The sequence below is a fragment of the Pseudomonas sp. P9_2 genome (assembly GCF_034008255.1).
GTDB lineage: Bacteria > Pseudomonadota > Gammaproteobacteria > Pseudomonadales > Pseudomonadaceae > Aquipseudomonas > Aquipseudomonas synxantha_A.
Map to the genome: position 1 here is coordinate 3,468,190 of NZ_CP125376.1, position 26,763 is coordinate 3,494,952.

The window sequence follows — 26,763 nt, forward strand, 5'->3', positions numbered from 1 at the left end:
GCCTTGAGGGACACATCATGAGCCATGCACTGCAACGCATCGACGAAACCCGCGAAGCCCTTCTCGGCGCGCTGGCCGAGCGCAATTGGGAAGCCGTGGGCGAGTTGGACCTGGGTTGCCGCGCGGTGATTGATGAGGTGCTCAGTCAGGCACCGGTAGACGAGGGCGCGTTGCGCGAGAAGCTGGAAAGTTTGTTGGTGGTGTACCAGCAGTTGCTGGAGGTGACGACCGGCGAGCGCCAGGCGATTTTCGAAGAGATGTCGCAGATCAACCAAGCGAAAAATGCGTCAAAGGTTTACCATCTCTTCGGTTGAACGGGCGCAGTTAATCCGCACGGCGCGTCATATATTTGACTGTGCCAGCATTTTTGACTTAACTAGTGCTGTTTTCAGATTTCAGACGTCTAGTAGGTAACAAATCTTACAGGCGTCTTGATTGCCCTCATTCCGGGGCAGGAAGTTTTACTAGGGAAGTTGCTATTGCATGTGGCGTGAAACCAAAATTCTGCTGATCGATGACGATAGCGTCCGCCGCCGCGATTTAGCGGTGATTTTAAATTTTCTCGGTGAAGAAAATTTACCCTGCGCCAGCCACGATTGGCAGCAGGCGGTCAGCTCGTTGGCGTCGAGCCGTGAAGTCATCTGTGTGTTGATCGGGACGGTAAACGCTCCTGGCGCAGTTCTGGGCCTGTTAAAGACACTGTCAACCTGGGATGAGTTCCTTCCGGTGTTGCTGATGGGCGATATTTCTTCTGTGGACCTGCCGGAAGACCAGCGCCGCCGCGTGCTTTCCACCCTGGAAATGCCGCCCAGCTACAGCAAATTGCTCGATTCGCTGCACCGCGCCCAGGTCTATCGCGAGATGTACGACCAGGCCCGCGAGCGCGGCCGTCACCGTGAACCCAACCTGTTTCGCAGCCTCGTCGGCACCAGCCGTGCGATCCAGCACGTGCGCCAGATGATGCAGCAAGTGGCCGACACCGACGCCAGTGTGCTGATCCTCGGCGAGTCGGGCACCGGCAAGGAAGTGGTCGCACGCAACCTGCACTATCACTCCAAGCGTCGCGACGGGCCTTTTGTGCCGGTCAACTGCGGGGCGATCCCGGCAGAGCTGCTGGAAAGCGAACTGTTCGGCCACGAGAAGGGCGCCTTTACCGGGGCGATCACCAGTCGTGCCGGGCGTTTCGAGCTGGCCAATGGCGGCACGCTGTTCCTTGACGAAATCGGCGACATGCCGCTGCCGATGCAGGTCAAGTTGCTGCGTGTGTTGCAGGAGCGCACCTTCGAGCGCGTGGGCAGCAACAAGACCCAGAGCGTGGACGTGCGCATCATTGCCGCCACCCACAAGAACCTCGAAAGCATGATCGAGGTTGGCAGCTTCCGCGAAGACCTGTACTACCGCCTCAACGTATTCCCCATCGAGATGGCCCCGCTGCGCGAGCGCGTGGAAGACATTCCGTTGCTGATGAACGAGCTGATCTCGCGCATGGAGCACGAAAAGCGCGGCTCCATTCGTTTCAACTCTGCCGCGATCATGTCGCTGTGCCGTCACGGCTGGCCGGGCAACGTGCGCGAGCTGGCGAACCTGGTGGAACGCATGGCGATCATGCATCCGTACGGGGTGATCGGCGTGGTCGAGCTGCCGAAGAAATTTCGCTACGTCGACGATGAAGACGAGCAGATGGACAGCCTGCGCAGTGACATGGAAGAGCGCGTGGCCATTAACGGTCATGCCCCGGACTTCGGTGCCACCGCCATGCTGCCGCCCGAAGGTCTTGACCTCAAGGACTACCTCGGCAACCTGGAACAAGGGTTGATCCAGCAGGCTCTGGACGACGCGCATGGCATCGTTGCCCGCGCCGCCGAGCGTCTGCGCATCCGCCGTACCACCCTGGTGGAGAAGATGCGCAAGTACGGTATGAGCCGCAAAGAAGGTGATGAACAGGCGGATGATTGACGCCTGTTTTTCAACTAGCTGATTTATAGGTAGATTTTTTTCGGCACGGGTATTGCTACAGCCCTCGCAACGTTCCGTTTAACTGACGGTCAGCCAAGCGAGAGAGCATCATGCCCCACGCCGCCCAACTATCTTCGGCCCCTGCCATCCAGGGGCTGGTTTCGCCTGTAGAACCGCCGACCCGCCAGGGCCTGGAACAAGCGTTCTCGCAGTTCAACCAGATGTCGAGCCAACTGACTGACTCCTACAGTCTGCTTGAGGCGCGGGTGTCCGAGCTTAAAGGCGAGCTGGCGGTGGTCAGTGCCCAGCGCATGCAGGAGCTGGCGGAAAAAGAACGCCTGGCCAACCGTCTGCAAAATCTTCTGGACCTGTTGCCCGGTGGCGTGATCGTCATCGACGACCAGGGCCGTGTGCGCGAAGCCAACCCGGCGGCCTGCGACCTGCTGGGCCTGCCGCTGGAAGGCGAGCTGTGGCGCCATGTCATCACCCGCTGCTTTGCGCCGCGAGAAGACGACGGCCACGAAGTCTCCCTCAAGGACGGGCGTCGCCTGTCTATCGCCACTCGCTCCCTGGACGCCGAGCCGGGCCAATTGGTGCTGCTCAATGACCTGACGCAAACCCGTCACCTGCAAGACCAGTTGGCCCGTCATGAGCGGCTGTCGTCGTTGGGCAGGATGGTCGCCTCGTTGGCGCATCAGATCCGCACCCCCTTGTCGGCGGCGTTGATCTACGCCAGTCATTTGACTGATGAGCAATTGCCTGTAGCTACTCAGCAACGATTTGCCGGGCGCCTCAAGGAGCGCTTGCATGAATTGGAGCACCAGGTGCGCGACATGCTGGTGTTTGCCCGCGGCGAATTGCCGCTGACCGACCGTGTCACGCCTGCCGGGTTGATGCAGGCCTTGCAAGCAGCGGCGGCGACCCATGTACAGGGCGCCAACCTGCGTTGGCAATGTGACAGCCACCAGGGCGAGTTGCTGTGCAACCGCGACACCCTGGTCGGCGCCTTGCTCAACCTGATCGAAAACGCCACCCAGGCCAGCGGCCCGGATGCACGCCTCAAAGTGCACCTCTACGCCCGCGAACAAACCCTGCGCCTGTGTATCAGCGACAGCGGCAGCGGCATCGACCCCCAGGTGCTGCAACGCCTGGGCGAGCCGTTTTTTACCACCAAGACCAACGGCACTGGCCTGGGCCTGACCGTGGTCAAGGCAGTGGCACGCGCCCATCAGGGAGAATTGCAGTTGCGCTCCCGCTTGGGGCGCGGCACCTGTGCATTGATGACCTTGCCGCTGTTTTCCAGCGCGGCGAGCGCGGAGTAAAAGGATTATGGCTATCAAGGTTTTATTGGTGGAAGACGATCGCGCCCTGCGTGAAGCATTGGCTGACACGCTGCTGTTGGCGGGCCATGACTACCGTGCGGTCGGCTCTGCCGAGGAGGCCTTGGCGGCGGTCGAGCAGGAAGCCTTCAGCCTGGTGGTCAGCGATGTGAACATGCCCGGCATGGACGGCCACCAGTTGCTCGGCCTGCTGCGTGCGCGCCAGCCGCAGCTGCCGGTGCTGCTGATGACTGCTCATGGCGCCGTGGAGCGGGCGGTGGACGCCATGCGCCAGGGCGCGGCGGATTACCTGGTCAAACCGTTCGAGCCCAAGGCGCTGATCGAGCTGGTCGCCCGACATGCCCTGGGCGTGATGTCGGCGGGCGAGGGCGACGGCCCGATAGCCTTTGAACCGGCCAGCGCGCAATTGCTGGAACTGGCAGCGCGGGTGGCGCGCAGTGATTCCACTGTGCTGATTTCCGGCGAATCCGGCACCGGTAAAGAAGTGTTGGCACGCTACATCCACCAGCAGTCCAGCCGTGCCCAGCAACCGTTCATTGCGATCAACTGTGCGGCGATCCCCGACAACATGCTCGAAGCCACGTTGTTCGGCCATGAAAAGGGCTCGTTCACCGGCGCCATCGCGGCCCAGGCCGGCAAGTTCGAACAGGCCGACGGCGGTACCATCCTGCTCGACGAAATCTCGGAAATGCCCCTGGGCCTGCAAGCCAAGTTGCTGCGTGTGTTGCAGGAGCGTGAAGTGGAGCGCGTGGGGGCACGCAAGCCGATCCAGCTGGATATCCGCGTGGTTGCCACCACCAACCGCGACCTGGCCGGCGAAGTGGCGGCGGGGCGCTTCCGGGAAGACCTGTTCTACCGGCTCTCGGTGTTCCCCCTGGCCTGGCGCCCGTTGCGCGAGCGCCCGGCGGATATCATTCCGTTGGCCGAGCGCCTGCTGAACAACCACGTCAAAAAAATGAAGCATGCCCAGGCGCGGTTATCGCCGCAGGCTCAGGCGTGCCTGGTCAGCTATCCGTGGCCGGGCAACGTGCGCGAGCTGGACAATGCCATCCAGCGTGCGCTGATTTTGCAGCAGGGCGGGTTGATCCAGCCGCAGGATTTCTGCCTGGCCATGGGCAATGGTGCTGCGCCGTTGCCGAGCCTGGCCCCGGCTCCAGTGGTCGCCGAGGTTGAATCAGCTGGCGCCCTGGGTGATGACCTGCGTCGTCGCGAATTCCAGATGATCATCGACACCCTGCGCGCTGAGCGTGGCCGCCGCAAAGAAGCGGCCGAGCGCCTGGGCATCAGCCCGCGCACCTTGCGCTACAAGCTGGCGCAGATGCGCGATGCTGGTATGGATGTGGAAGCTTATCTTTTCGCCACATGACCGGTAACAAGTTCTACAAGCTTTGTCGCCTTTTCTTACGAGTTGCTCCAGAGCTGGCACCCTTGTTGCTACCACCCCTAGTAACCGCTGCGTAGTGTCAAAAAATTGCGGGTCGTCGGAGAGAGAAGGTCATGAGCCAGGGTATTGAGTTCAATCGGTTGATGTTGGATATGCGCGCCATGCAAATGGATGCCATGGCTCAACCGAAATCCGTCGCGCCAGCGCCGGAATTGGGCCAAAGCAGTTTTGCCGACATGCTCGGTCAGGCAATCAATAAAGTCAGTGATACCCAGCAGGCGTCCAGCCAGTTGGCCACTGCGTTCGAGATCGGTAAAAGCGGCGTGGACCTCACCGATGTGATGGTCGCCTCGCAAAAGGCCAGTGTGTCCTTCCAGGCCTTGACTCAAGTGCGTAACAAGCTGGTTCAGGCTTATCAAGACATCATGCAGATGCCGGTTTAAGGACGAGATTTAAGTCATGGCAGAAGCACTCTCCGACAACCTCCCCGCCAAGGCAGACGGCAAGCCGCCGTTGTTTGGCCTGTCGTTCCTGGAAAACCTCTCGCAAATGACCATGCTGCGTCAGGTAGGCCTGATGGTTGGCCTGGCGGCCAGCGTGGCGATTGGTTTTGCCGTGGTGTTGTGGTCGCAACAACCCGATTACCGCCCACTGTACGGCAGCCTGTCGGGCATGGATTCCAAGCAGATCATGGAAACCCTCGCCGCTGCCGACATCGCTTACACCGTGGAGCCCAACTCCGGCGCCTTGCTGGTCAAGTCTGATGACGTGGCCCGCGCACGGATGAAACTGGCCGCCGCTGGCGTTGCGCCGTCCGACAGCAATATCGGTTTCGAGATTCTCGACAAGGACCAGGGCCTGGGCACCAGCCAGTTCATGGAAGCCACCCGTTATCGCCGTGGCCTGGAAGGCGAACTGGCGCGCACCATCTCCAGCCTGAATAACGTCAAGGCTGCCCGTGTGCACCTGGCGATTCCGAAAAGCTCGGTGTTCGTGCGTGACGAACGCAAGCCCAGCGCTTCGGTACTGGTCGAACTGTTTGCCGGCCGCTCCCTGGAGCCTGGCCAGGTGCTGGCGATCGTCAACCTGGTGGCCACCAGCGTTCCCGAATTGAGCAAGTCGCAAATCACGGTGGTTGACCAGAAGGGCAACCTGCTCTCCGACATGGCCGAAAACTCCGCGCTGACCCAGGCCGGCAAGCAATTCGACTACAGCCGCCGCATGGAAAGCATGCTCACCCAGCGCGTGCACAACATTCTGCAACCGGTGCTGGGTAACGACCGCTACAAGGCTGAAGTGTCCGCCGACGTGGACTTCAGCGCTGTCGAATCGACCTCCGAGCAGTTCAACCCTGACCAGCCGGCGCTGCGCAGCGAGCAGTCCACCAGCGAGCAGCGCACCGCCGCCAATGGCCCGCAAGGTGTGCCGGGGGCCTTGAGCAACCAACCACCGTCGGCCGCCTCGGCACCGCAGACCACCGGTGGCGCCGCTGCCACCGCTGGCGCGATCCAGCCTGGCCAGCCATTGCTGGATGCCAACGGCCAGCAGATCATGGACCCGGCCACCGGCCAGCCGATGCTTGCACCGTACCCGGCGGACAAGCGTAACCAGTCCACCAAGAACTTCGAACTCGATCGCTCTATCAGCCATACCAAACAGCAACAGGGCAAGATCAATCGCCTGTCGGTGTCGGTGGTGGTCGATGACCAGGTCAAGGTCAACCCAGCCGATGGCGCCGTGACCCGCGCGCCCTGGACCGCCGACGAATTGGCGCGCTTCACCCGCCTGGTACAGGACGCCGTCGGTTTCGACGCCAGCCGTGGCGACAGCGTCAGCGTGATCAACATGCCGTTCTCCGCCGAGCGCGCTGAAGTGATCAGCGACCCTGCGTTCTACACCCAGCCGTGGTTCTGGGACATCGTCAAGCAAGTGCTGGGGGTGTTGTTCATCCTGGTGCTGGTATTTGGCGTGTTGCGCCCGGTGCTCAACAACATCACCGGCGGCGGCAAGAAACAGCTTGCGCTCGCAGGTGGCGACGTCGAGTTGGGTGGCATGGGCGGCCTGGATGGCGAACTGGCCAACGACCGCGTCAGCCTTGGCGGCCCGCAAAGTATCCTGTTGCCAAGCCCTAGCGAAGGCTATGACGCTCAGTTGAACGCAATCAAGAGTCTGGTGGCAGAAGACCCGGGCCGTGTGGCCCAGGTCGTGAAAGAGTGGATTAACGCTGATGAATGATCGAGCCGCTGTGGCCAAGCTCTCCCGGGTCGACAAAGCCGCCGTGTTGCTGCTGTCCCTGGGTGAAACCGACGCTGCCCAAGTGCTGCGCCACATGGGCCCCAAAGAGGTCCAGCGTGTCGGCGTGGCGATGGCGCAGATGCGCAATGTGCACCGCGAGCAAGTCGAGCAGGTGATGAGCGAGTTCGTCGAGATCGTCGGCGACCAGACCAGCCTGGGCGTCGGTTCCGACAGCTACATTCGCAAGATGCTCACCTCGGCGCTGGGCGAAGACAAGGCCAACGGCCTGATCGACCGCATCCTGCTGGGCGGCAACACCAGTGGCCTGGACAGCCTCAAGTGGATGGAACCCCGTGCGGTCGCCGACGTGATCCGCTACGAGCACCCGCAGATCCAGGCGATCGTGGTGGCCTACCTGGACCCGGACCAGGCCGGTGAAGTGCTCGGCCACTTCGACCACAAAGTGCGCCTGGACATCATCCTGCGCGTGTCATCGCTGAACACCGTACAACCGGCGGCCCTCAAGGAACTCAACACGATTCTGGAGAAGCAGTTCTCCGGCAACTCGAATGCCTCGCGCACCACCCTGGGTGGCATCAAGCGCGCGGCCGACATCATGAACTTCCTCGACAGCTCGGTCGAAGGCCAGTTGATGGACTCGATCCGCGAGATCGACGACACCCTGTCCGGCCAGATCGAAGACCTGATGTTCGTCTTCAACAACCTTGCCGATGTCGACGACCGTGGCATCCAGGCGCTGTTGCGCGAAGTCTCCTCCGACGTGTTGGTGCTGGCCCTCAAGGGCTCGGACGAAAACGTCAAAGAGAAAATCTTCAAGAACATGTCCAAGCGTGCATCCGAGCTGTTGCGCGACGACCTGGAAGCCAAGGGCCCGGTGCGCGTCAGCGATGTGGAAACCGCGCAGAAGGAAATCCTCACCATTGCCCGCCGTATGGCCGAAGCCGGAGAAATCGTTCTCGGCGGGAAGGGCGGCGAAGAAATGATCTAAGGCGCCTTGCATGTCGAACAAAGATGAGACGCCCAGCGATCTGATTCGCGCGCGGGATGTCGGCGGGTTCGACATCTGGTCGTTGCCCAGCTTCGACCCCCATGTGCCGGAGCCCGAGCCTGAGCCGGTCGAAGAGCTTCCGGTGGAAATGGAAGAAGTGCCGCTGGATGAAGTCCAGCCACTGACCCTCGAAGAGCTTGAAGCCATTCGCCAGGAAGCCTACAACGAAGGCTTTGCGGCGGGTGAGAAAGACGGTTTTCGCAGCACCACTCTCAAGGTCCGCCAGGAAGCCGAGGCAGCGCTGGGCACCCAGCTGGCCAGCCTGGAACGCCTGATGGGCAACCTGTTCGACCCGATTGCCGAACAGGACACGCAGTTGGAAAAGTCCATGGTCGGCCTGGTGCAGCACATTGCCCGCCAGGTGATCCAACGTGAGCTGGTGCTGGACTCCAGCCAGATCGAAAGCGTGATGCGCGAAGCCCTCAAGCTGCTGCCCCTGGGTGTCGGCAATGTGCGGTTGTACATCAACCCGCAGGATTTCGAGCAGGTCAAAGCCCTGCGCGAGCGCCATGAAGAAACCTGGCGCATCGTCGAGGATGCGGCGTTGTTGCCCGGTGGTTGCCGTGTCGAAACCGAACACAGCCGCATCGATGCCACGGTGGAAACCCGCATCAGCCAGATCATGGCCAAATTGTTGGATCAACTGCATGAGCAAGCTCTGCATCCGGCAGCGCCTGATGTGAGCGTTGACCTGGACGCCCCCGATGCGCCTTGATCGCACCAGCTTCGCCAAGCGCCTGAGCAGCTACGCCGAGGTGACCGAGTTGCCCGGCCAGCCTATCCTTGAAGGGCGCTTGTTGCGCATGGTCGGCCTGACCCTTGAAGCCGAGGGCTTGCGCGCTGCCATGGGCAGCCGCTGCCTGGTGATCAATGACGACAGCTACCACCCGGTGCAGGTCGAAGCCGAAGTGATGGGTTTTTCCGGCAGCAAGATTTTCCTGATGCCGGTGGGCAGCCTGGCCGGTATCGCCCCGGGTGCTCGCGTGGTACCGCTGGCCGACACTGGCCGCCTGCCCATGGGCATGAGTATGCTCGGCCGCGTACTCGACGGCGCCGGGCGTGCGCTGGATGGCAAGGGCGGCATGAAGGCCGAAGACTGGGTGCCGATGGACGGCCCCACCATCAACCCGCTCAACCGCAACCCCATCAGCGTGCCGCTGGACGTGGGCATTCGCAGCATCAACGGTTTATTGACGGTCGGACGCGGCCAGCGCCTGGGCCTGTTCGCCGGTACCGGCGTGGGTAAGTCGGTGTTGCTGGGCATGATGACGCGCTTTACCGAGGCCGACATCATCGTGGTCGGGCTGATCGGTGAGCGGGGCCGTGAGGTCAAGGAATTCATCGAGCACAGCCTCGGTGAAGAAGGGCTCAAGCGCTCGGTGGTGGTGGCCTCGCCTGCGGATGATGCGCCACTGATGCGCCTGCGCGCAGCCATGTACTGCACACGCATCGCCGAGTATTTCCGAGACAAGGGCAAGAATGTGCTGCTGCTGATGGATTCGCTCACGCGTTTCGCCCAGGCCCAGCGGGAAATCGCCTTGGCCATTGGTGAGCCGCCGGCCACCAAAGGCTATCCGCCGTCGGTCTTCGCCAAACTGCCCAAGCTGGTGGAGCGCGCCGGTAATGCCGAGGCCGGCGGTGGCTCGATCACTGCGTTTTATACCGTGTTGTCCGAAGGCGACGACCAGCAAGATCCGATTGCCGACTCGGCGCGGGGCGTGCTCGACGGCCACATTGTGCTGTCGCGACGCCTGGCAGAAGAAGGGCACTACCCGGCCATCGACATCGAAGCGTCCATCAGCCGGGTGATGCCGGCGGTGGTCACCCCTGAGCATATGGCCCGTGCGCAGCAGTTCAAGCAACTGTGGTCGCGTTACCAGCAGAGCCGCGACCTGATCAGCGTCGGCGCCTATGTGGCCGGCGGCGATCGCGACACCGACCTGGCCATTGCCTTGCAACCACAGCTGGTGAACTACCTGCGCCAGGGCCTCAACGACAAGATCAGCATGGGCGAAAGCGAAGCGCATCTGCAGTCCATCTTCGCCCCCGCGCCAGGCGGTTAAGCCATGGCCAACAGCCGCGCCGCGCGCCTGGCCCCGGTGGTGGAAATGGCCGAAAAGGCCGAGAAAACCGCCGTGCAACGCCTGGGTTACTTTCAAGGCCAGGTGCGCCTGGCAGAGAGCAAGCTGGGCGACCTGGAGCGCTTTCGCCTGGAGTACCAACAACAGTGGATCGAGCGCGGCAGCAAGGGCGTGTCGGGCCAGTGGTTGATGGGGTATCAGGGCTTTCTCAATCAGCTTGAAACAGCCGTCGGCCAACAGCGCCAGAGCCTGGCCTGGCACCAGAACAACCTCGATAAAGCCCGGGAAAGCTGGCAGCAGGCGTTTGCCCGCGTGGAAGGTTTGCGCAAGCTGGTGCAGCGCTATATCGACGAAGCGCGGGCGATTGAAGATAAGCGCGAGCAAAAGCTGCTTGATGAATTGTCCCAACGCCTGCCCCGCCAGGAACAATTCTAACTAACGACGCAGGATAGATGTGTTGCTCAGATCCGGTTCGCCTGCTAAACCTTGTTGCACAGTGCCAATGACAAGGAAGCAGTCACATGTCAATCGAGTCCGATGTATCCCTGGATGGGAAGAAGTTGACGATCGCAATCAAGGGCCGGTTCGATTTCGGCAGCCACCAGGCGTTTCGGGACGCCTATGAGCGTTTCTACAAGGTGCCCGAGACCTATATTGTCGATCTCAAGGAGGCCACCTACATGGACAGTTCAGCCCTGGGTATGCTCCTGTTGCTACGTGATCATGCTGGCGGTGATGACGCCGAGGTCCGTGTGACGAACAGCAACCCCGACGTGCGCAAGATCCTCGCCATTTCCAACTTCGACAAACTGTTCGATATCAGTTGAGCGCCTTGGCCCCGGTCCTTGAGGCGCTGACTATCCTGATCGCCGAAGACAGCGCCGCCGATCGGCTGTTGCTGTCGACCATCATCCGTCGCCAGGGCCATCAGGTGCTGACTGCCAGCAACGGTGCCGAGGCGGTGGAGATCTTCCGTCATGAGCGCCCGCAACTGGTGCTGATGGATGCGCTGATGCCGGTGATGGACGGCTTTGAAGCCGCCCGGCAGATCAAGCAGTTGGCGGGGGAGGCGCTGGTGCCGATCATCTTCCTCACCTCCCTGCGCGAAAGCGAAGCGCTGGCCCAATGCCTGGATGCCGGCGGCGACGACTTCTTGCCCAAACCTTACAACCCCCTGATATTGGCAGCGAAGATCAACGCCATGGATCGCCTGCGCCGCCTGCAGGCCACGGTCTTGCAACAACGCGACCTGATCGCCAGGCACCACGAGCACCTGATGCATGAGCAGCGGGCAGCCAAGGCGGTGTTCGACAAGGTTGCCCACTCCGGCTGTATCAATGCCGCACCCAATATCCGCTACCTGCAATCGCCCTATGCCTTGTTCAACGGTGATTTGCTGCTGGCGGCCTACACGCCGTCCGGTGACATGCACGTGCTGCTCGGCGATTTCACCGGCCATGGCTTGCCGGCCGCCATTGGCGCCATGCCGTTGGCCGAAGTGTTCTACGGCATGACCGCCAAGGGCTACGGCCTTACGCAGACCTTGCGGGAGATGAACGCCAAGCTCAAGCGCATCCTGCCGGTGGACATGTTCTGTTGCGCCACCTTGTTGTGCCTGAGCGCCCAGCGGCGTGCGGTCGAGGTGTGGAACGGCGGTATGCCCGAAGGCTATGTGCATGAAGTCGCCACTGGCAAGCGCACGCCGCTGATGTCGCGGCATCTGCCCCTGGGCGTGCTATCGGCGGAAAGCTTCGATGACAGCACCGAGGTCTGGCCCATGGCCTTGGGCGATCGGGTGTTCCTGCTCTCCGATGGCGTGCTGGATACGGCTGACGCCAATGATCAACTGTTCGGCGCCGAGCGGTTGCAACAGGTGTTCGCTGCCAACCGCGAGCCTGACCGCCTGTTTGAGGATATCGAGCACGCCCTGGCTGCATTTCGGGGGCTGGCGCGCGATGACGTCAGCATGGTCGAGATCACCCTGCTGTCCGGCCAGGCGCTGCGAGTGGCCGAGCCGATGTATGCCGACAGCGGCCAGTCGTGCCCGCTGGATTGGTCGGTGGGTTTCGAGTTTCGCGCCCAGACGCTGCAGCGCTACAACCCGCTGCCGTACCTGCTGCAACTGCTGCTGGAGATCCATGGGTTGCGCGAGCAGAGCGGCGCGCTCTACAGCGTGATGGTGGAGTTGTATTCCAATGCCCTGGAACATGGTGTGCTGGGCCTGGACTCACGGCTCAAGCGCGATGCGCAAGGGTTTGCGCAGTATTATCATCAGCGCAATGAGCGTCTGGCGCAGCTGAGCAGTGGCTACGTGCGCGTGCATGTGCAGGTGGTACCGACCGACAAGGGCGGCAAGATGACCCTGTGCATTGAAGACAGCGGGCCGGGTTTTGATGTCGAACAGGAGCTGGCGCGGCCCTTGGAAGTTGACCGTCTGTCTGGCCGAGGGCTGAACCTGGTGCGTCAACTGAGCAGCGCTGTACGCTGGTCCGAGGGCGGGCGCCGTGTCTGCGTGGAGTTTTGCTGGGAAGCTCTGGCATAATCCGCTGATTCTTGATCAAGGAGCGAGCAAGTGGCTGAGATTCATCTGGACCCCGACGTGTTGTCGGGTTTGCAGGACGTCATGGAGGGTGAGTATCCCAAACTGCTCGACACCTTCCTCGATGACTCGCAAAAGCGCATCAAAGCGCTGCGCGACGCGCGCGACGATGCCAAGGCATTGGGACAGATTGCGCACAGTTTCAAAGGCAGCAGTGGCAACCTTGGGGCGGTGCGGCTGGCGCAGCTGTGTCAGCGCCTGGAGGCTGAGTCCGTCAAGCCATCATCGGATCTGGGCGAATTGGTTGACCAGATCGATCATGAGTTCGCGTTGGTCCGGCCGCTGTATGAGTCGGAGCGCCAACGTTCAGTTTCTGAATCATCGCGCTAAACCTGGCCCGACTCTTGCTCTATCTCCACAGACTGCATCCCCGACCCCATGCAGTGGAGAACCTTACCCATGCCAGTCGCCCCCAATTCGCTCCTTCAGGCTGCCCCTGCGGCCAAGCCGTCAGCGCCTGCCGCTAACCCGCCGGTAGCGGTTGCGGCCCCGCGAGACAAGGGCGCAGGCTTTGCTCAAGTGTTTGCCAACCAGGGCGCCAAGCCGACGCTGAAGGGCGACGACACCCCCAATAAGGTCACGCGTGACAAGCCTTCCGATACCGGCGCCAAACCGGCTGCCGGCAGCGACAAGCCTGCCGCCAGCAAGCCGGCGGTTGCCGATAGCGGCAATCCCTTGCCTGCCAAGCCGTCGGCCAAGCCCGATGACAGCGCCGGCACCGAGGGCGATAAACCCAGCGATCCAGTTCTGGCGCAGTCACCTGCGGTAGACCCTGTTGTCGACCCTGCGGTAATCGCCGCCGCGACGCCGGTGGCGGTGCCTGTACAAGTGTCGGCGGTTGACGAGGACGCCAAGGCCCAGCCGGTGGTCGCTGTGGTCGAGGAGGCCTTCGACCCGCAGGCTGATCCCCTGGATGCGATGCCGGCCGTACGCCTGGCGATGGAGCAGGGCGGTCATGTGTCGGCCAGCAGCCAGACGCCGCAGAAAAGCGCAGCCGCCCCTACGGATCAACCGACCGCCGCGCAGAGCTTTGCCGCTGGCCTGGCCACGATGGTCGACCAGCAAGCCACCAAGGACAGCACCGACCAGGGTGGCGACAAGGCGTTTGGCGCGTTGATCGATGACGGCCTCAAGGACCTCAAGAACGCCAGCAGCGACACCCGCGTGGACGATTTCGCCAACCGCCTCGCCGCGCTGACCCAGGCCGCCACGCCCAAAACCGCCAACGCCTTGCCGCCGGTTGCCAATGCACCGCTGGCCATGCACCAGAGCGGCTGGACCGAAGAGGTCGTCAACCGCGTGATGTACCTCTCCAGCGCCAACCTCAAGTCGGCCGAGATCCAGTTGCAGCCGGCTGAGCTGGGACGTCTGGATATCAAGGTCAACATGACGGCGGACCAGCAGGCCCAGGTCAATTTCATGAGCGGCCATGCGGTGGTGCGTGAAGCGCTGGAAAGCCAGTCTGGCCGCTTGCGTGAGATGTTTGCCCAGCAGGGGATGGGGCAGGTGGATGTGAATGTGTCCGACCAGTCCCGTGGGCAGGACCAGCAGCAACAGCAGGGCCAGGCGCGGGGGGTGAGCGGCAGCGGCAGGCGTGCTGACAGCGGCGACGCTGGTGGCCCTGTGGACTTGGCCGAAGTGGCGGGGCCCGTGAGCCAGAGCGTGATCGGCTCCAGCGCGGTCGACTACTACGCCTGACTTCCTGTCCAAACCCGGTCAGTGTGGGAGCTGGCTTGCCTGCGATGGCGGTGTATCAGTGACACATATGTGAACTGACCCACCGCCATCGCAGGCAAGCCAGCTCCCACATTTGATTTGGGTTGCCTTCGCGCCAGACAACTCTGGCATAACACTTGCTCTTGCCTTCCCGTAGATCTATGAATTCCCGAATAGTGACGGATTATTGGCATGGCGAAGAGCGACGACGCAGCAACTCCCCCCGCAGCAGGCAAAGGCAAGCTCAAGCTGATCCTGTTGATTGTGCTGGGCCTGCTTTTGGCTATCGGTGCCTCGATTGGCGGCACCTGGTACATCATGCACAGCAGTGCAAGCAAGCCGGCACCCGCCGCCGATGCCGCCACCAACGTCAAGCAACCGGCAATCTTCGAGCAGATGCTCCCGGCGTTTGTTGCCAATTACAACGTCAACGGTCGCCAGCGCTACCTGCAAGTGAGCATTACCTTGCTGGCGCGCAACCAGGCGGACCTGGATGCCCTCAAGGTGCATATGCCGGTGATCCGCAACAACCTGGTGATGCTGTTCTCCGGGCAGGCCTTCGACAGCCTGGCCACCCCGGTCGGCCAGGAAATGCTACGCCAGAAGGTCACTGCCAGCGTGCAGGAAGTGGCCCAGAAAGAACTCGGCAAAGTCGTGGTCGAGCAGGCGCTCTTCACTAACTTCGTATTGCAGTAGGATCACGACATGGCCGTGCAAGACCTGCTGTCCCAGGATGAAATCGACGCGCTGTTGCACGGCGTGGACGATGGTCTGGTACAGACCGAAATGGCTGCCGAACCCGGCAGCGTCAAAAGTTATGACCTGACCAGCCAGGATCGCATCGTCCGTGGACGTATGCCGACCCTGGAAATGATCAATGAACGTTTCGCCCGCTACACCCGTATCAGCATGTTCAACATGCTGCGCCGTTCGGCGGACGTGGCGGTGGGCGGCGTGCAGGTGATGAAGTTCGGTGAATACGTGCACTCGCTGTACGTGCCCACCAGCCTCAACCTGGTCAAGATCAAGCCGCTGCGCGGCACCGCGCTGTTCATCCTCGACGCCAAACTGGTGTTCAAGCTGGTGGACAACTTCTTCGGCGGCGACGGCCGTCACGCCAAGATCGAAGGGCGTGAATTCACCCCCACCGAACTGCGTGTCGTGCGCATGGTGCTGGAGCAAGCCTTCATCGACTTGAAGGAAGCCTGGCAGGCGATCATGGAAGTCAATTTCGAGTACATCAATTCGGAAGTGAACCCGGCCATGGCCAACATCGTCGGCCCCAGCGAGGCGATTGTGGTGTCGACCTTCCACATCGAACTCGATGGCGGTGGCGGTGACCTGCACGTGACCATGCCGTACTCGATGATCGAGCCGGTGCGCGAAATGCTCGACGCCGGTTTCCAGTCCGACCTCGACGATCAGGACGAGCGCTGGGTCAAGGCCCTGCGCGAAGACCTGCTGGATGTCGACGTGCCCCTGAGCGCCACCGTGGCCCGTCGGCAGTTGCGCCTGCGCGATATTTTGCACATGCAGCCCGGGGATGTGATCCCTGTCGACCTGCCGGAAGAACTGATCATGCGCGCCAATGGCGTGCCGTCGTTCAAGGTCAAGCTCGGTTCCCACAAAGGCAACCTGGCGTTGCAAGTGGTTGAGCCGATCAACCGACGCTGATTCAACCCTAATTCATGATTGTTTGCTGCGCCGAGGACATGTAATGGCTACCGAACACGAAAACACTTCCGCCGAAGACCAGGCCCTGGCTGACGAGTGGGCCGCGGCCCTGGAAGAAACCGGCGATGTCGGCCAGGACGACATCGACGCACTGCTGGCCGCCGACGCAGCCACTGCGCCTGCCGGCAAGCGCCTGCCGATGGAAGAATTTGGCAGCGTGCCGAAGAACAACGAGCCGGTGACCCTCGACGGTCCGAACCTGGATGTGATTCTTGACATCCCCGTGTCGATTTCCATGGAAGTGGGCAGCACCGAAATCAATATCCGCAACTTGCTGCAACTCAACCAGGGCTCGGTGATCGAGTTGGACCGCCTGGCCGGTGAGCCACTGGACGTGCTGGTCAACGGCACGCTGATCGCCCACGGCGAAGTGGTGGTGGTCAATGAGAAGTTCGGCATCCGCCTGACGGACGTGATCAGCCCGAGCGAACGCATCAAGAAGTTGCGCTGAGATGAAGTACTCGATGGCGGGACTGTTGCTGGCGCTGCCATTGAGCGCCCGGGCGGTGGAGCCGGTCGCGCAAGCGGCTTCGGCACCGGTGGTCGGCAGCGTCGGCGGGCAATTGACGCAGCTGGTGCTGGGCCTGTTGCTGGTGATCGGCTTGATCTTTGTGCTGGCCTGGCTGATGCGCCGCGTACAGCGCATCGGCCCGGGCAATGGCCAGGTGATCGAGCTGGTCGGTTCGCGCGCCCTCGGCCCGCGTGATCGGCTGGTGCTGGTGCAAGTCGGCGAGGAGCAGATCCTGCTTGGCATCACCCCCGGACGCATCACCCCGCTGCATGTACTCAAGACTCCGGTGGACGCGGCCAAGACCGAGACCGCCACGCCAGAATTCGCCCAGCGCCTGATGGAGTTGCTGGGCAAGGATCAGAAGGATAAGAAGTAATGCGCGTTTTGCTGACGCTCATGCTGTTGCTGGCCGCGCCGCTGGCCCTGGGCGCCGACCCGTTGTCGATCCCGGCGATCACCCTGGGCACCAACGCGGCCGGCGCGCAGGAATATTCGGTCAGTTTGCAGATCCTGCTGATCATGACCGCGCTGAGTTTTATCCCGGCCTTCGTGATGTTGATGACCAGCTTTACGCGGATCATCATCGTGTTCTCGATCCTGCGCCAGGCCCTGGGCCTGCAACAGACGCCGTCGAACCAGATCCTCACCGGCATGGCCTTGTTCCTGACGCTGTTCATCATGGCGCCGGTGTTCGACAAGGTGAACCAGCAAGCCCTGCAACCTTACCTCGCGGAAAAACTCAACGCCCAGGACGCCATCGACAAAGCCCAGGGCCCGATCAAAGACTTCATGTTGTCGCAAACCCGCTCCAGCGACCTTGAACTGTTCATGCGCCTGTCCAAGCGTACCGACATCGCCACTCCGGACCAGGCACCGTTGACCATTCTGGTGCCGGCGTTCGTCACCTCCGAATTGAAGACCGCGTTCCAGATCGGCTTCATGATCTTTATCCCGTTTTTGATCATCGACCTGGTGGTGGCGAGCGTGCTGATGGCCATGGGTATGATGATGCTGTCGCCGTTGATCATCTCGTTGCCGTTCAAGATCATGCTGTTTGTGCTGGTGGACGGTTGGGCGCTGATTATTGGCACCCTGGCCGGCAGTTTCGGAGGGATATAGGGCCATGACCCCAGAAGTCGCCGTCGACCTGTTCCGAGAAGCGCTGTGGCTGACCACCCTGATGGTCGCCGTGCTGGTGGTGCCGAGCCTGTTGGTCGGCCTGCTGGTGGCGATGTTCCAGGCGGCCACCCAGATCAACGAACAAACCCTGAGCTTCCTGCCGCGTCTGCTGGTGATGCTGGTGACCCTGATCGTCGCCGGCCCTTGGCTGGTGCAAACCTTCATGGAATACATCCTGCAGTTGTACGGCAGTATTCCGCAGTTGATCGGCTGAGCCGATGCAGTCCTTGCTGGCGTTGACCGACACTCAGATCAGCACCTGGGTGGCCTCGTTTATCCTGCCGTTGTTCCGCGTCACGGCGATGTTGATGGCCATGCCGGTGTTCGGCACCACCCTGGTTCCGCGTCGCGTGCGTTTGTACTTTGCCGTGGCGATCACCGTGGTGATTGTGCCGGGCCTGCCACCGATGCCGCCGGTCAACGCGCTGGACCTCAGCGCCTTGCTGTTGATCGCCGAACAGATCCTGATCGGCGCCATGCTCGGGTTTTCCCTGACCCTGTTTTTCCAGGCTTTCGTGGTGGCCGGGCAAATCATCTCGATCCAGATGGGCATGGGCTTCGCGTCCATGGTCGACCCCACCAACGGCGTGTCGGCGGCAGTGATCGGGCAATTTCTGACCATGCTGGTGACCTTGCTGTTCTTGGCCATGAACGGACACCTGGTGGCGTTCGAGGTGCTGACCGAGAGTTTCACCACCTTGCCGGTGGGCGCAGGCTTGGTGGTCAACCACTTCTGGGAACTGGTGGGGCGCCTCGGTTGGGTACTCGGCGCGGCGCTGTTGCTGGTGTTACCGGCGATCACGGCGCTGCTGGTGGTCAATATCGCGTTTGGGGTGATGACCCGTGCGGCGCCGCAACTGAACATCTTCTCGATTGGTTTCCCCCTGACCCTGGTGTTGGGCATGGGGATTTTCTGGGTCGGCCTGGCCGACATTCTCAATCAGTATCAACCGCTGGCTACCGACGCCTTGCAGTTCTTACGTGATCTGGCACGGGCGCGCTGAGCCATGGCCGAGAGCGAGAGTGGTCAGGACAAAACAGAAGACCCCACGGAGAAACGTAAAAAGGACTCCAGGGAAAAGGGCGAAATCGCCCGCTCCAAAGAGCTCAACACCTTTGCCACCATGATCGCCGGTGCCGGTGCCTTGCTGATCTACGGCGGGGGCCTGGCGCTGGACTTGCTGGAGATGATGAAACACAACTTCAGCTTGCCTCGCGAAGTGTTGCTCAACCCCGACGCCATGGGCCAGTACCTGCTGCACTCAGGCAAAATCGCCCTATTGGCGGTGCAACCGATCTTGATCACCTTGCTGCTCGCCGCGCTGATCGGCCCCGTTGCCCTCGGCGGCTGGTTGTTCGCTGCGGGCAGCATGGCGCCCAAGTTCAGCCGCATGAACCCGGGCGCGGGGCTCAAGCGCATGTTCTCCGCCAAGGCCTTGATTGAATTGCTCAAGGCCCTGGCCAAGTTTTTCCTGATTCTGTTCGTGGCGCTGGCGGTGTTGTCGTCTGACATCGACGATTTGCAGCGCATTGCCCATGAGCCACTGGAGTCGGCGATCATCCACAGTGTGCAGGTGGTGGGCTGGAGCGCCTTGTGGATGGCCCTCGGCCTGATCCTGATTGCCGCCGTGGATGCGCCGATCCAGCTGTGGGAAAGCCACAAGAAACTGCTGATGACCAAGCAGGAAGTGCGTGACGAACACAAGGATCAAGAAGGGCGCCCAGAGGTCAAGCAACGCATTCGCCAACTGCAGCGCGAAATGTCCCAGCGCAAGATGATGGCTTCGGTACCCGACGCCGACGTGATCATCACCAACCCGACCCACTACGCCGTGGCCCTCAAGTACGACCCGGAGAAGGGTGGCGCACCGATGCTGTTGGCCAAGGGCAGCGACTTCACCGCCCTGAAAATCCGCGAAATCGCCGTGGCCAACGACATTCTGCTGCTGGAATCGCCGGCGCTGGCGCGCTCGATTTTCTATTCCACCGACCTCGACCAGGAAATCCCCGCCGGGTTGTACCTGGCCGTTGCACAGGTACTGGCCTACGTTTACCAGATCCGCCAATACCGCGCCGGCAAGGGCAAGCGGCCTGATCCGCTCAAGGATTTGCCGATACCACCGGATTTGCGTCGCGACACCTGATTCTTCTCTGACCTGTCAACTTTGACAGTAGCCATTACGCCGCCTTCACTGTTTGATACAGCGATGAGGCGCGCAGCCATGCGCGGCTCGGGAGGCGGTGATGGATAGGGGCACGGTCAGGTGGTTCGATGCGGTCAAGGGCATTGGTTTTATTGCTCGGGATCGCGATGGCAATGCGGTTGCCGTCCAATCGACGAATGTCAAATGCGCCGAACCCCCGCAAGCGCCTGCCGAGCAGCGCAAACCCCGCAAACGCAAAAAGTCAGGGGATGCATGATCCGCAACATTGCCATGCCTACACTCACTGGAAGCCCGCGTCTACCTGTCAACTTTGACAGTAGCCAAAGGGCGTTGCCCGCTGTTTTATTACCCTCCATGCACTGCGCGTATGTAGTAAACGAGATGCAGGGAGAGCGGTTGTGAAGGTGGTTACGGGTACGGTCAGGTATTACGTCTGGCTCAGAGGCGATTGGTTGATCAAGCCCGATGGCGGGGGAGAGGATGTGTTTATCAATGGCAGAGACTGGCGTTGCACTGCGCTGTGGTTTGGCAAGCGCATGGAGTTCCAAATGGTCCATCGACCCGAGGGTATTTATGCGTTGCCCGTCAAACTGTGCAACCCAGGTGAACCGGGTCTCAAGTGAAGTGTAGGGAGAATGGCAATGGCAACTGGCACGGTGAAGTGGTTTAACGCGGAGAAGGGGTTTGGTTTTATTACCCAAGATGATGGAGGGCCCGATGTGTTTGCCCATTACTCGGCAATTGCGACGGCTGGGTACAAAAGCCTGGAGGAGAATCAAAAAGTAGAGTTTGACATCACGCAAGGTCCAAAAGGCCCACAGGCTGAGAATATACGGCCAGTTTAGAAACTGAATCACAGGTGGGAGCTGGCTTGCCTGCGATGGCTGACTCACAGCCAATATCCCAGTGGCTGACACACCGCAATCGCAGGCAAGCCAGCTCCCACCCTTGTCCGTATTATCCGCTGCTTGCTTTGCCCGCCATTGCGGCGCCAAGGTGCACACGATCAGCCAGTAACTGCGCCAGTTCGATCAACTGCGCAACACCGAGCAATTCCTCTCGTTTCGAACCTTCCAGGTCAAAGGCCAGGTCGCAGCTCAAGGCATTGGCCGAGGCGAGGGTTTCGCTGAGGTTGACCAACTGGCCTTCGGTGCTGATGCCGTCGGCTACGGTAAACAGCCGGACGGGGGGATTTGGGGTGGGTTTGATCACTGTGAAGCTCCTTTTACTGAAAGGGAGATGGTGCTTTTGCTCCTAGGTAATCCGGGCCGCGACGCCCGTCCGCTGCGTTTGCAGCGGTGTACGGAGACTAGAGAGCGCATTTCCTAGGGGCAACCCCAAATCCTTGTCAGAAATTTCCTCAGCAATACTGGTTGCACACAAATCCAAATGTGGGAGCTGGCTTGCCTGCGATGGCTGACTCACAGCCAATATCTGCGTGACTGACACACCGCAATCGCAGGCAAGCCAGCTCCCACACTTGAATCGGTTACCACTCGAAAATCGCCCCAAAAGCAAAGTTGGAAGGCTTCTTGCAACCCCGCCTCCAAGTCGCCTCCCAGCGTCAAAACTTTGCTTCAAGGACCCGAGGAATACCGGTGGTAGATCGCTCTCAAATGCTCAACACGGCCCGTGGCACCCTGACTGACCTGTCGCGGGGCAATCTGGGTGTGCCGTTGTTGTTGCTGGTGATGCTGGCAATGATGATGTTGCCGATGCCGCCGTTCCTGCTCGATGTGTTCTTTACCTTCAACATTGCCCTGTCCGTCGTCGTGTTGCTGGTGTGCGTGTACGCCCTGCGGCCGCTGGATTTCGCGGTATTCCCGACGATTCTGCTGGTGGCGACCCTGCTGCGCCTGGCGCTGAACGTGGCGTCCACGCGGGTGGTGATGCTCCACGGCCAGGACGGCCACGCCGCTGCCGGTAAGGTGATCCAGGCCTTCGGTGAGGTGGTGATCGGCGGTAACTACGTGGTCGGTATCGTGGTGTTCGCGATCCTGATGATCATCAACTTCGTGGTGGTGACCAAGGGCGCCGGGCGGATTTCCGAGGTGAGTGCGCGGTTTACTCTCGACGCCATGCCCGGCAAGCAGATGGCCATCGACGCCGACCTCAATGCTGGCCTGATTGACCAGAACCAGGCCAAGTCGCGCCGTGCGGAAGTCGCCCAGGAAGCCGAGTTCTACGGCTCCATGGACGGCGCCAGTAAATTTGTGCGCGGCGACGCCATCGCCGGCCTGTTGATTCTGTTTATCAACCTGATTGGCGGCATGGCGGTCGGTATCTTCCAGCACGGCATGACCTTCGGCGATGCCGGCAAGGTGTACGCCTTGCTGACCATCGGTGACGGTTTAGTGGCGCAATTGCCATCACTGTTGTTATCCACAGCGGCGGCCATCATGGTCACCCGTGCTTCGGGCTCCGAAGACATGGGCAAGCAGATCAGCCGCCAGATGTTCGCCTCGCCCAAGGCCCTGGCCGTGGCGGCGGGCATCATGGCGATCATGGGTATCGTGCCGGGCATGCCGCACTTCTCGTTCCTGAGCATGGCGGCCCTGGCAGGTGGCGCGGCCTACCTGTTCTGGAAAAAGCAGAACGCGGTCAAGGTCCAGGCCGAGCAAGAGATTGCCCGCCAGCAGGATCTGCTGCCATCCCCGGCCCGCGCCCAAGAAACCAAGGAGCTGGGCTGGGACGATGTGACCCCGATCGACATGATCGGCCTGGAAGTCGGCTACCGCCTGATCCCGCTGGTGGACCGCAACCAGGGTGGGCAATTGCTGGCGCGGATCAAGGGCGTGCGCAAGAAGCTGTCCCAGGACCTGGGCTTTTTGATGCCCACCGTGCATATCCGCGACAACCTCGACCTGGCCCCCAGTGCCTACCGCCTGACCCTGATGGGCGTGATCCTGGCCGAAGCCGAGATCTACCCGGACCGCGAGCTGGCGATCAACCCCGGGCAGGTGTTCGGCACGCTCAACGGCATTACCGCCAAAGATCCGGCTTTTGGCCTGGAAGCGGTGTGGATCGAAGTCAGCCAGCGCAGCCAGGCGCAATCGCTGGGTTACACCGTGGTGGATGCCAGCACCGTGGTTGCCACGCACCTCAACCAGATTCTCTACAAGCACTCCCACGAGCTGATCGGTCACGAGGAAGTCCAGCAATTGATGGGCTTGCTGGCCAAATCCTCACCGAAACTGGCCGAAGAGCTGGTGCCGGGTGTCCTGACACTGTCGCAGTTGCTCAAGGTGCTGCAAGCGCTGTTGGCCGAGCAGGTGCCGGTACGTGACATTCGCAGCATTGCCGAGGCCATCGCCAACAATGCCGCCAAGAGTCAAGATACTGCCGCTCTGGTGGCGGCGGTGCGCGTCGGATTGTCCCGTGCAATCGTGCAAAGCATTGTAGGCATTGAGTCCGAGCTGCCTGTGATCACCCTGGAACCCAGGTTGGAACAAATATTGCTCAATAGTATTCAGAAGGCAGGGCAAGGCCAGGAAGAGGGCGTTTTGCTGGAGCCGAGCATGGCTGAAAAGCTGCAGCGTTCGTTGATCGACGCCGCACAGCGCCAGGAAATGCAAGGCAACCCGGTGATCCTGCTGGTGGCCGGCCCGGTTCGGGCGATGTTGTCGCGGTTTGGACGCCTGGCTGTACCGAATTTGCACGTGTTGGCTTACCAGGAAATTCCTGACAATAAGCAAGTGACTATCGTCGCGACAGTTGGGCCCAATGGCTGAGGTAGTGGGTTATGCAAGTTAAGCGTTTTTTCGCCGCCGATATGCGTCAGGCCATGAAACTGGTCCGTGATGAGCTGGGCGCCGATGCCGCGATTATCGGTAACCGTCGGATTGCCGGCGGTGTCGAGCTGACGGCTGCCCTGGATTACACCCCCCAGGCGCTGGCCCCGCGCGTGCCGAACATGGAACTCGAAGACGAGCTGCGCAAGACCGCCTCGCGCATTGTGTCGGCCCAGGCTGAACTGAGTATGCGTGGCGACAGCGATGCCAGCACCAATCGCCAATTGTTCGCCGGCCTGCCGTTGACCGCCGCCGAGCCGCTGGTAGAGCCGACATTTGTCGAACCGCCGCGTCCAGCCGCGCCCGCCCCGGCTGCTGCTGTCGACCAGCGTGTGTTCGATTCGATGCGCTTTGAACTCAATGGCCTGCGTGAACTGCTGGAAGTGCAGCTGGGCTCGTTGGCCTGGACGCAACTGCAAGGCAGCAAGCCCCAGCAAGCCAACCTGTGGCGCCGCCTGCAACGCATCGGCTTGTCCGGCCCTTTGTCCCGCGACCTGCTGGCCTTGACCGCCGAAGTCGAAGAGCCGCGTCAGGCCTGGCGCATGTTGCTGGCGCACTTGGCGCGCATGATCGCCACCCCGGAAATCGAACCCCTGGAAGAGGGCGGTGTGATTGCCATGGTCGGCCCCGCCGGCATGGGCAAGACCACCACCCTGGCCAAGCTGGCCGCACGCTACGTACTCAAGTACGGCGCACAGAATATCGCCCTGGTGAGCATGGACAGCTACCGCATCGGCGCCCAGGAGCAGCTCAAGACCCTGGGCCGCATCCTCAATGTGCCGGTGACGCACGTCGACCCGGGCCAGTCCCTGGCCAATGCCCTCGACCCGCTGCTGCGCAAGCGCGTGGTGCTGATCGATACCGCCGGCCTGCAAGCCAGCGACCCGGCCCTGCGTATGCAGCTCGAAAGCCTGGCCGGGCGTGGCATCAAGTCGAAAAATTACCTGGTGCTTGCAACCACCAGCCAGAAACAGGTTCTTACCGCCGCGTACCATAGTTACAAACGCTGCGGTCTGGCCGGCTGCATCCTCACCAAGCTCGACGAAACCGCGAGCCTGGGCGAAGTGTTGAGCCTGGCCATCAGTCATGAATTACCGGTCGCCTACCTGACCGACGGGCCGCGGATCCCGGATGATCTGCATCTGCCGCGCCGTCATCAGTTGGTCAGCCGTGCCGTCAGTGTGCAAATGCAAGAAGAGCCTAGCGAGGAAGCGATGGCCGATATGTTCGCCGACCTTTACCACCACCCGGCAAAACGGGTCGGTTGAGGCAGGATGAACACCGTGAAATGTACCTACATCGATGGTCTGCAAGCGTTTCAAGCGGCCAAGCCATGTAGCCTGCGTCTAAGCAAGACAAGGTAAAGAAATAAAATGGGCAGCATGCATCCCGTACAGGTGATCGCGGTGACCGGCGGCAAAGGTGGCGTCGGCAAAACTAACGTGTCAGTGAATTTGTCCCTGGCCCTGGCAGAGCTTGGCCGTCGCGTCATGCTGCTGGATGCTGATTTGGGCTTGGCGAACGTGGACGTTCTGCTGGGGCTGACACCCAAACATACCCTTGCCGATGTGATCGAGGGCCGCTGTGAGCTGCGCGATGTGCTGCTCCAGGGGCCCGGTGGCATTCGTATCGTGCCGGCTGCCTCGGGCACCCAGAGCATGGTGCACCTGAGCCCCGCGCAACATGCCGGGCTGATCCAGGCCTTCAGTGATATCGGCGACAACCTCGACGTGCTGGTGATCGACACCGCCGCCGGGATCGGCGAATCGGTGGTCAGCTTTGTGCGCGCCGCGCAGGAGGTGCTGCTGGTGGTGTGCGACGAACCTACTTCCATCACCGACGCCTACGCGCTGATCAAACTGCTTAACCGTGACTACGGCATGAACCGCTTTCGCGTGCTGGCCAACATGGCCCAGAGCCCGCAGGAAGGGCGCAACCTGTTCGCCAAGTTGACCAAGGTCACGGATCGCTTCCTCGATGTGGCTTTACAATACGTCGGCGCAGTTCCCTATGACGAGTGTGTGCGCAAGGCCGTGCAAAAGCAGCGTGCGGTCTACGAAGCGTTCCCTCGTTCGAAGTGCGCACTGGCGTTCAAGGCCATTGCCCAGAAGGTCGATACCTGGCCGTTGCCCGCCAATCCGCGGGGGCATCTGGAGTTTTTCGTCGAGCGTTTGGTGCATCAGACGAGTGCGGGACCGGTGCTATGACATCCAGCGGCTACAACCTTTACAAAAAGTCGGCACGTGACAGCCAGGGCGAATTGATCGAGCGCTATGCGCCTCTGGTCAAGCGCATTGCCTATCACCTGTTGGCGCGCCTGCCGGCGAGCGTGCAGGTCGAAGACTTGATCCAGGCCGGTATGATCGGCCTGCTTGAAGTGTCGACCAAATACGACGCGAGCAAGGGTGCCAGTTTCGAGACGTATGCGGGTATCCGTATCCGTGGCGCAATGCTCGACGAGGTGCGTAAAGGCGATTGGGCGCCGCGTTCGGTACACCGCAATACCCGCATGGTCAGTGATGCAATTCGTGCAATTGAAGCAAAAACCGGTCGTGACGCTAAAGATCATGAAGTTGCGGCCGAACTCCAATTGAGTCTCGACGATTACTACGGGATTTTGAACGATACCTTGGGCAGCCGCCTGTTCAGTTTCGACGACCTTTTACAGGACGGCGAACACGAAGGGCTGCACGAGGACGGCGCGAGTGCACATCTTGAACCGTCGCGCGATCTGGAGGACGAACGTTTCCAGAAAGCGTTGGCGGACGCGATTGCCAACTTGCCCGAGCGTGAGCGCCTGGTGCTGGCGCTGTACTACGACGAAGAGCTGAACCTCAAGGAAATCGGTGAGGTCCTGGGGGTCAGCGAGTCGCGTGTCAGCCAGTTGCATAGCCAGTGCGCCGCCCGCTTGCGGGGGCGATTGGGAGAGTGGCGCGCGCGCTGACAGGCAGTGTGGGGACACTGCAGACGCTACCGCGAAACCGCAGGGTTTTGCGGGTGAGT

Annotated in this window: 29 protein-coding genes; 28 read left to right on the forward strand and 1 reads right to left on the reverse strand. The window is 61.3% G+C overall.

The window, feature by feature from the left end; translation table 11 throughout:
* The first annotated feature begins 17 nt into the window (after positions 1-17).
* The 24 genes from QMK52_RS15555 (at position 18) to QMK52_RS15670 (ending at position 20,814) form a co-directional block, all read left to right on the forward strand.
* The gene (locus tag QMK52_RS15555) at positions 18-314 is read left to right on the forward strand and encodes a flagellar protein FliT (protein WP_194438870.1); all 297 of its coding nucleotides are present in this window, start codon (positions 18-20) and stop codon (positions 312-314) included.
* A 169-nt stretch (positions 315-483) separates the two neighbouring features.
* Positions 484-1,956, forward strand: a complete 1,473-nt coding sequence (locus tag QMK52_RS15560; RefSeq protein ID WP_005790087.1) for a sigma-54 dependent transcriptional regulator — start codon at positions 484-486, stop codon at positions 1,954-1,956.
* A gap of 110 nt (positions 1,957-2,066) precedes the next feature.
* The gene (locus tag QMK52_RS15565; RefSeq protein ID WP_005790086.1) at positions 2,067-3,278 is read left to right on the forward strand and encodes a sensor histidine kinase; all 1,212 of its coding nucleotides are present in this window, start codon (positions 2,067-2,069) and stop codon (positions 3,276-3,278) included.
* A gap of 7 nt (positions 3,279-3,285) precedes the next feature.
* Entirely contained in the window at positions 3,286-4,662 is a 1,377-nt protein-coding gene (locus QMK52_RS15570; protein ID WP_005790084.1) for a sigma-54-dependent transcriptional regulator, read from the forward strand.
* A gap of 131 nt (positions 4,663-4,793) precedes the next feature.
* On the forward strand, positions 4,794-5,123 hold the full coding sequence (fliE, locus tag QMK52_RS15575; protein ID WP_005790083.1) for a flagellar hook-basal body complex protein FliE: 330 nt from the start codon (positions 4,794-4,796) through the stop codon (positions 5,121-5,123).
* A 16-nt stretch (positions 5,124-5,139) separates the two neighbouring features.
* On the forward strand, positions 5,140-6,915 hold the full coding sequence (gene fliF / locus QMK52_RS15580; RefSeq protein ID WP_005790081.1) for a flagellar basal-body MS-ring/collar protein FliF: 1,776 nt from the start codon (positions 5,140-5,142) through the stop codon (positions 6,913-6,915).
* Positions 6,908-7,924, forward strand: a complete 1,017-nt coding sequence (fliG, locus tag QMK52_RS15585) for a flagellar motor switch protein FliG (protein ID WP_003192957.1) — start codon at positions 6,908-6,910, stop codon at positions 7,922-7,924. The genes fliF and fliG overlap by 8 nt, the downstream gene beginning before the upstream one ends.
* Positions 7,925-7,934: 10 nt before the next feature.
* Entirely contained in the window at positions 7,935-8,699 is a 765-nt protein-coding gene (gene fliH, locus QMK52_RS15590; protein ID WP_194438868.1) for a flagellar assembly protein FliH, read from the forward strand.
* Positions 8,689-10,047, forward strand: coding sequence for a flagellar protein export ATPase FliI (gene fliI / locus QMK52_RS15595; protein ID WP_122732104.1), 1,359 nt, complete (start codon positions 8,689-8,691; stop codon positions 10,045-10,047). Before fliH ends, fliI begins: the two co-directional genes overlap by 11 nt.
* Before the next feature lie 3 nt (positions 10,048-10,050).
* Entirely contained in the window at positions 10,051-10,500 is a 450-nt protein-coding gene (fliJ, locus tag QMK52_RS15600; RefSeq protein ID WP_005790077.1) for a flagellar export protein FliJ, read from the forward strand.
* An 86-nt stretch (positions 10,501-10,586) separates the two neighbouring features.
* On the forward strand, positions 10,587-10,892 hold the full coding sequence (locus QMK52_RS15605) for an STAS domain-containing protein (protein WP_005790075.1): 306 nt from the start codon (positions 10,587-10,589) through the stop codon (positions 10,890-10,892).
* Complete coding sequence (locus tag QMK52_RS15610) at positions 10,889-12,607, forward strand: fused response regulator/phosphatase (protein ID WP_320403050.1); 1,719 nt, start codon at positions 10,889-10,891, stop codon at positions 12,605-12,607. The genes QMK52_RS15605 and QMK52_RS15610 overlap by 4 nt, the downstream gene beginning before the upstream one ends.
* A gap of 30 nt (positions 12,608-12,637) precedes the next feature.
* A complete protein-coding gene (locus QMK52_RS15615; RefSeq protein WP_005790072.1) occupies positions 12,638-12,994 on the forward strand; it encodes an Hpt domain-containing protein in 357 nt (118 codons plus the stop codon).
* Positions 12,995-13,063: 69 nt separating this feature from the next.
* Positions 13,064-14,362: a flagellar hook-length control protein FliK gene (locus QMK52_RS15620; protein ID WP_228308795.1), complete on the forward strand. Its 1,299-nt coding sequence runs from the start codon at positions 13,064-13,066 to the stop codon at positions 14,360-14,362.
* Between the two features lie 210 nt (positions 14,363-14,572).
* Entirely contained in the window at positions 14,573-15,076 is a 504-nt protein-coding gene (gene fliL / locus QMK52_RS15625; RefSeq protein WP_005790069.1) for a flagellar basal body-associated protein FliL, read from the forward strand.
* Positions 15,077-15,085: 9 nt separating this feature from the next.
* Positions 15,086-16,054, forward strand: a complete 969-nt coding sequence (gene fliM / locus QMK52_RS15630; RefSeq protein ID WP_005790068.1) for a flagellar motor switch protein FliM — start codon at positions 15,086-15,088, stop codon at positions 16,052-16,054.
* Between the two features lie 43 nt (positions 16,055-16,097).
* Positions 16,098-16,565 carry a flagellar motor switch protein FliN gene (fliN, locus tag QMK52_RS15635; protein WP_005790067.1) on the forward strand — a complete coding sequence of 156 codons (468 nt, stop codon included), beginning with the start codon at positions 16,098-16,100 and terminating at the stop codon, positions 16,563-16,565.
* 1 nt (position 16,566) lies between these two features.
* A complete protein-coding gene (fliO, locus tag QMK52_RS15640; RefSeq protein WP_320403051.1) occupies positions 16,567-17,001 on the forward strand; it encodes a flagellar biosynthetic protein FliO in 435 nt (144 codons plus the stop codon).
* Positions 17,001-17,744 carry a flagellar type III secretion system pore protein FliP gene (gene fliP, locus QMK52_RS15645; RefSeq protein ID WP_103733688.1) on the forward strand — a complete coding sequence of 248 codons (744 nt, stop codon included), beginning with the start codon at positions 17,001-17,003 and terminating at the stop codon, positions 17,742-17,744. Before fliO ends, fliP begins: the two co-directional genes overlap by 1 nt.
* Positions 17,745-17,748: 4 nt before the next feature.
* On the forward strand, positions 17,749-18,018 hold the full coding sequence (gene fliQ / locus QMK52_RS15650; RefSeq protein ID WP_003192936.1) for a flagellar biosynthesis protein FliQ: 270 nt from the start codon (positions 17,749-17,751) through the stop codon (positions 18,016-18,018).
* A gap of 4 nt (positions 18,019-18,022) precedes the next feature.
* Positions 18,023-18,808: a flagellar biosynthetic protein FliR gene (gene fliR / locus QMK52_RS15655; protein WP_005790062.1), complete on the forward strand. Its 786-nt coding sequence runs from the start codon at positions 18,023-18,025 to the stop codon at positions 18,806-18,808.
* A 3-nt stretch (positions 18,809-18,811) separates the two neighbouring features.
* Complete coding sequence (flhB, locus tag QMK52_RS15660; protein ID WP_228308792.1) at positions 18,812-19,948, forward strand: flagellar biosynthesis protein FlhB; 1,137 nt, start codon at positions 18,812-18,814, stop codon at positions 19,946-19,948.
* A gap of 419 nt (positions 19,949-20,367) precedes the next feature.
* Entirely contained in the window at positions 20,368-20,592 is a 225-nt protein-coding gene (locus QMK52_RS15665; protein ID WP_032880067.1) for a hypothetical protein, read from the forward strand.
* Between the two features lie 18 nt (positions 20,593-20,610).
* Positions 20,611-20,814 (forward strand): cold-shock protein, encoded by a 204-nt coding sequence (locus QMK52_RS15670; protein WP_032880068.1) that lies wholly within the window; start codon positions 20,611-20,613, stop codon positions 20,812-20,814.
* Positions 20,815-20,926: 112 nt separating this feature from the next.
* Here QMK52_RS15670 and QMK52_RS15675 read toward each other — a convergent pair whose 3' ends face one another.
* A complete protein-coding gene (locus tag QMK52_RS15675; protein ID WP_005790053.1) occupies positions 20,927-21,181 on the reverse strand; it encodes a DUF6124 family protein in 255 nt (84 codons plus the stop codon).
* 404 nt (positions 21,182-21,585) lie between these two features.
* On the opposite strand from QMK52_RS15675, the gene flhA reads away from it, so the two are divergent.
* The 4 genes from flhA to fliA all read left to right on the forward strand — a co-directional run bounded on the left by flhA (position 21,586) and on the right by fliA (position 26,704).
* Positions 21,586-23,700, forward strand: coding sequence for a flagellar biosynthesis protein FlhA (gene flhA / locus QMK52_RS15680; RefSeq protein WP_032803656.1), 2,115 nt, complete (start codon positions 21,586-21,588; stop codon positions 23,698-23,700).
* 11 nt (positions 23,701-23,711) lie between these two features.
* Positions 23,712-25,028 carry a flagellar biosynthesis protein FlhF gene (flhF, locus tag QMK52_RS15685; protein WP_005790047.1) on the forward strand — a complete coding sequence of 439 codons (1,317 nt, stop codon included), beginning with the start codon at positions 23,712-23,714 and terminating at the stop codon, positions 25,026-25,028.
* A gap of 105 nt (positions 25,029-25,133) precedes the next feature.
* Positions 25,134-25,967, forward strand: coding sequence for a flagellar synthesis regulator FleN (gene fleN, locus QMK52_RS15690; protein WP_003192912.1), 834 nt, complete (start codon positions 25,134-25,136; stop codon positions 25,965-25,967).
* Positions 25,964-26,704, forward strand: a complete 741-nt coding sequence (gene fliA, locus QMK52_RS15695) for an RNA polymerase sigma factor FliA (protein WP_005790042.1) — start codon at positions 25,964-25,966, stop codon at positions 26,702-26,704. The genes fleN and fliA overlap by 4 nt, the downstream gene beginning before the upstream one ends.
* Positions 26,705-26,763: the final 59 nt, after the last annotated feature.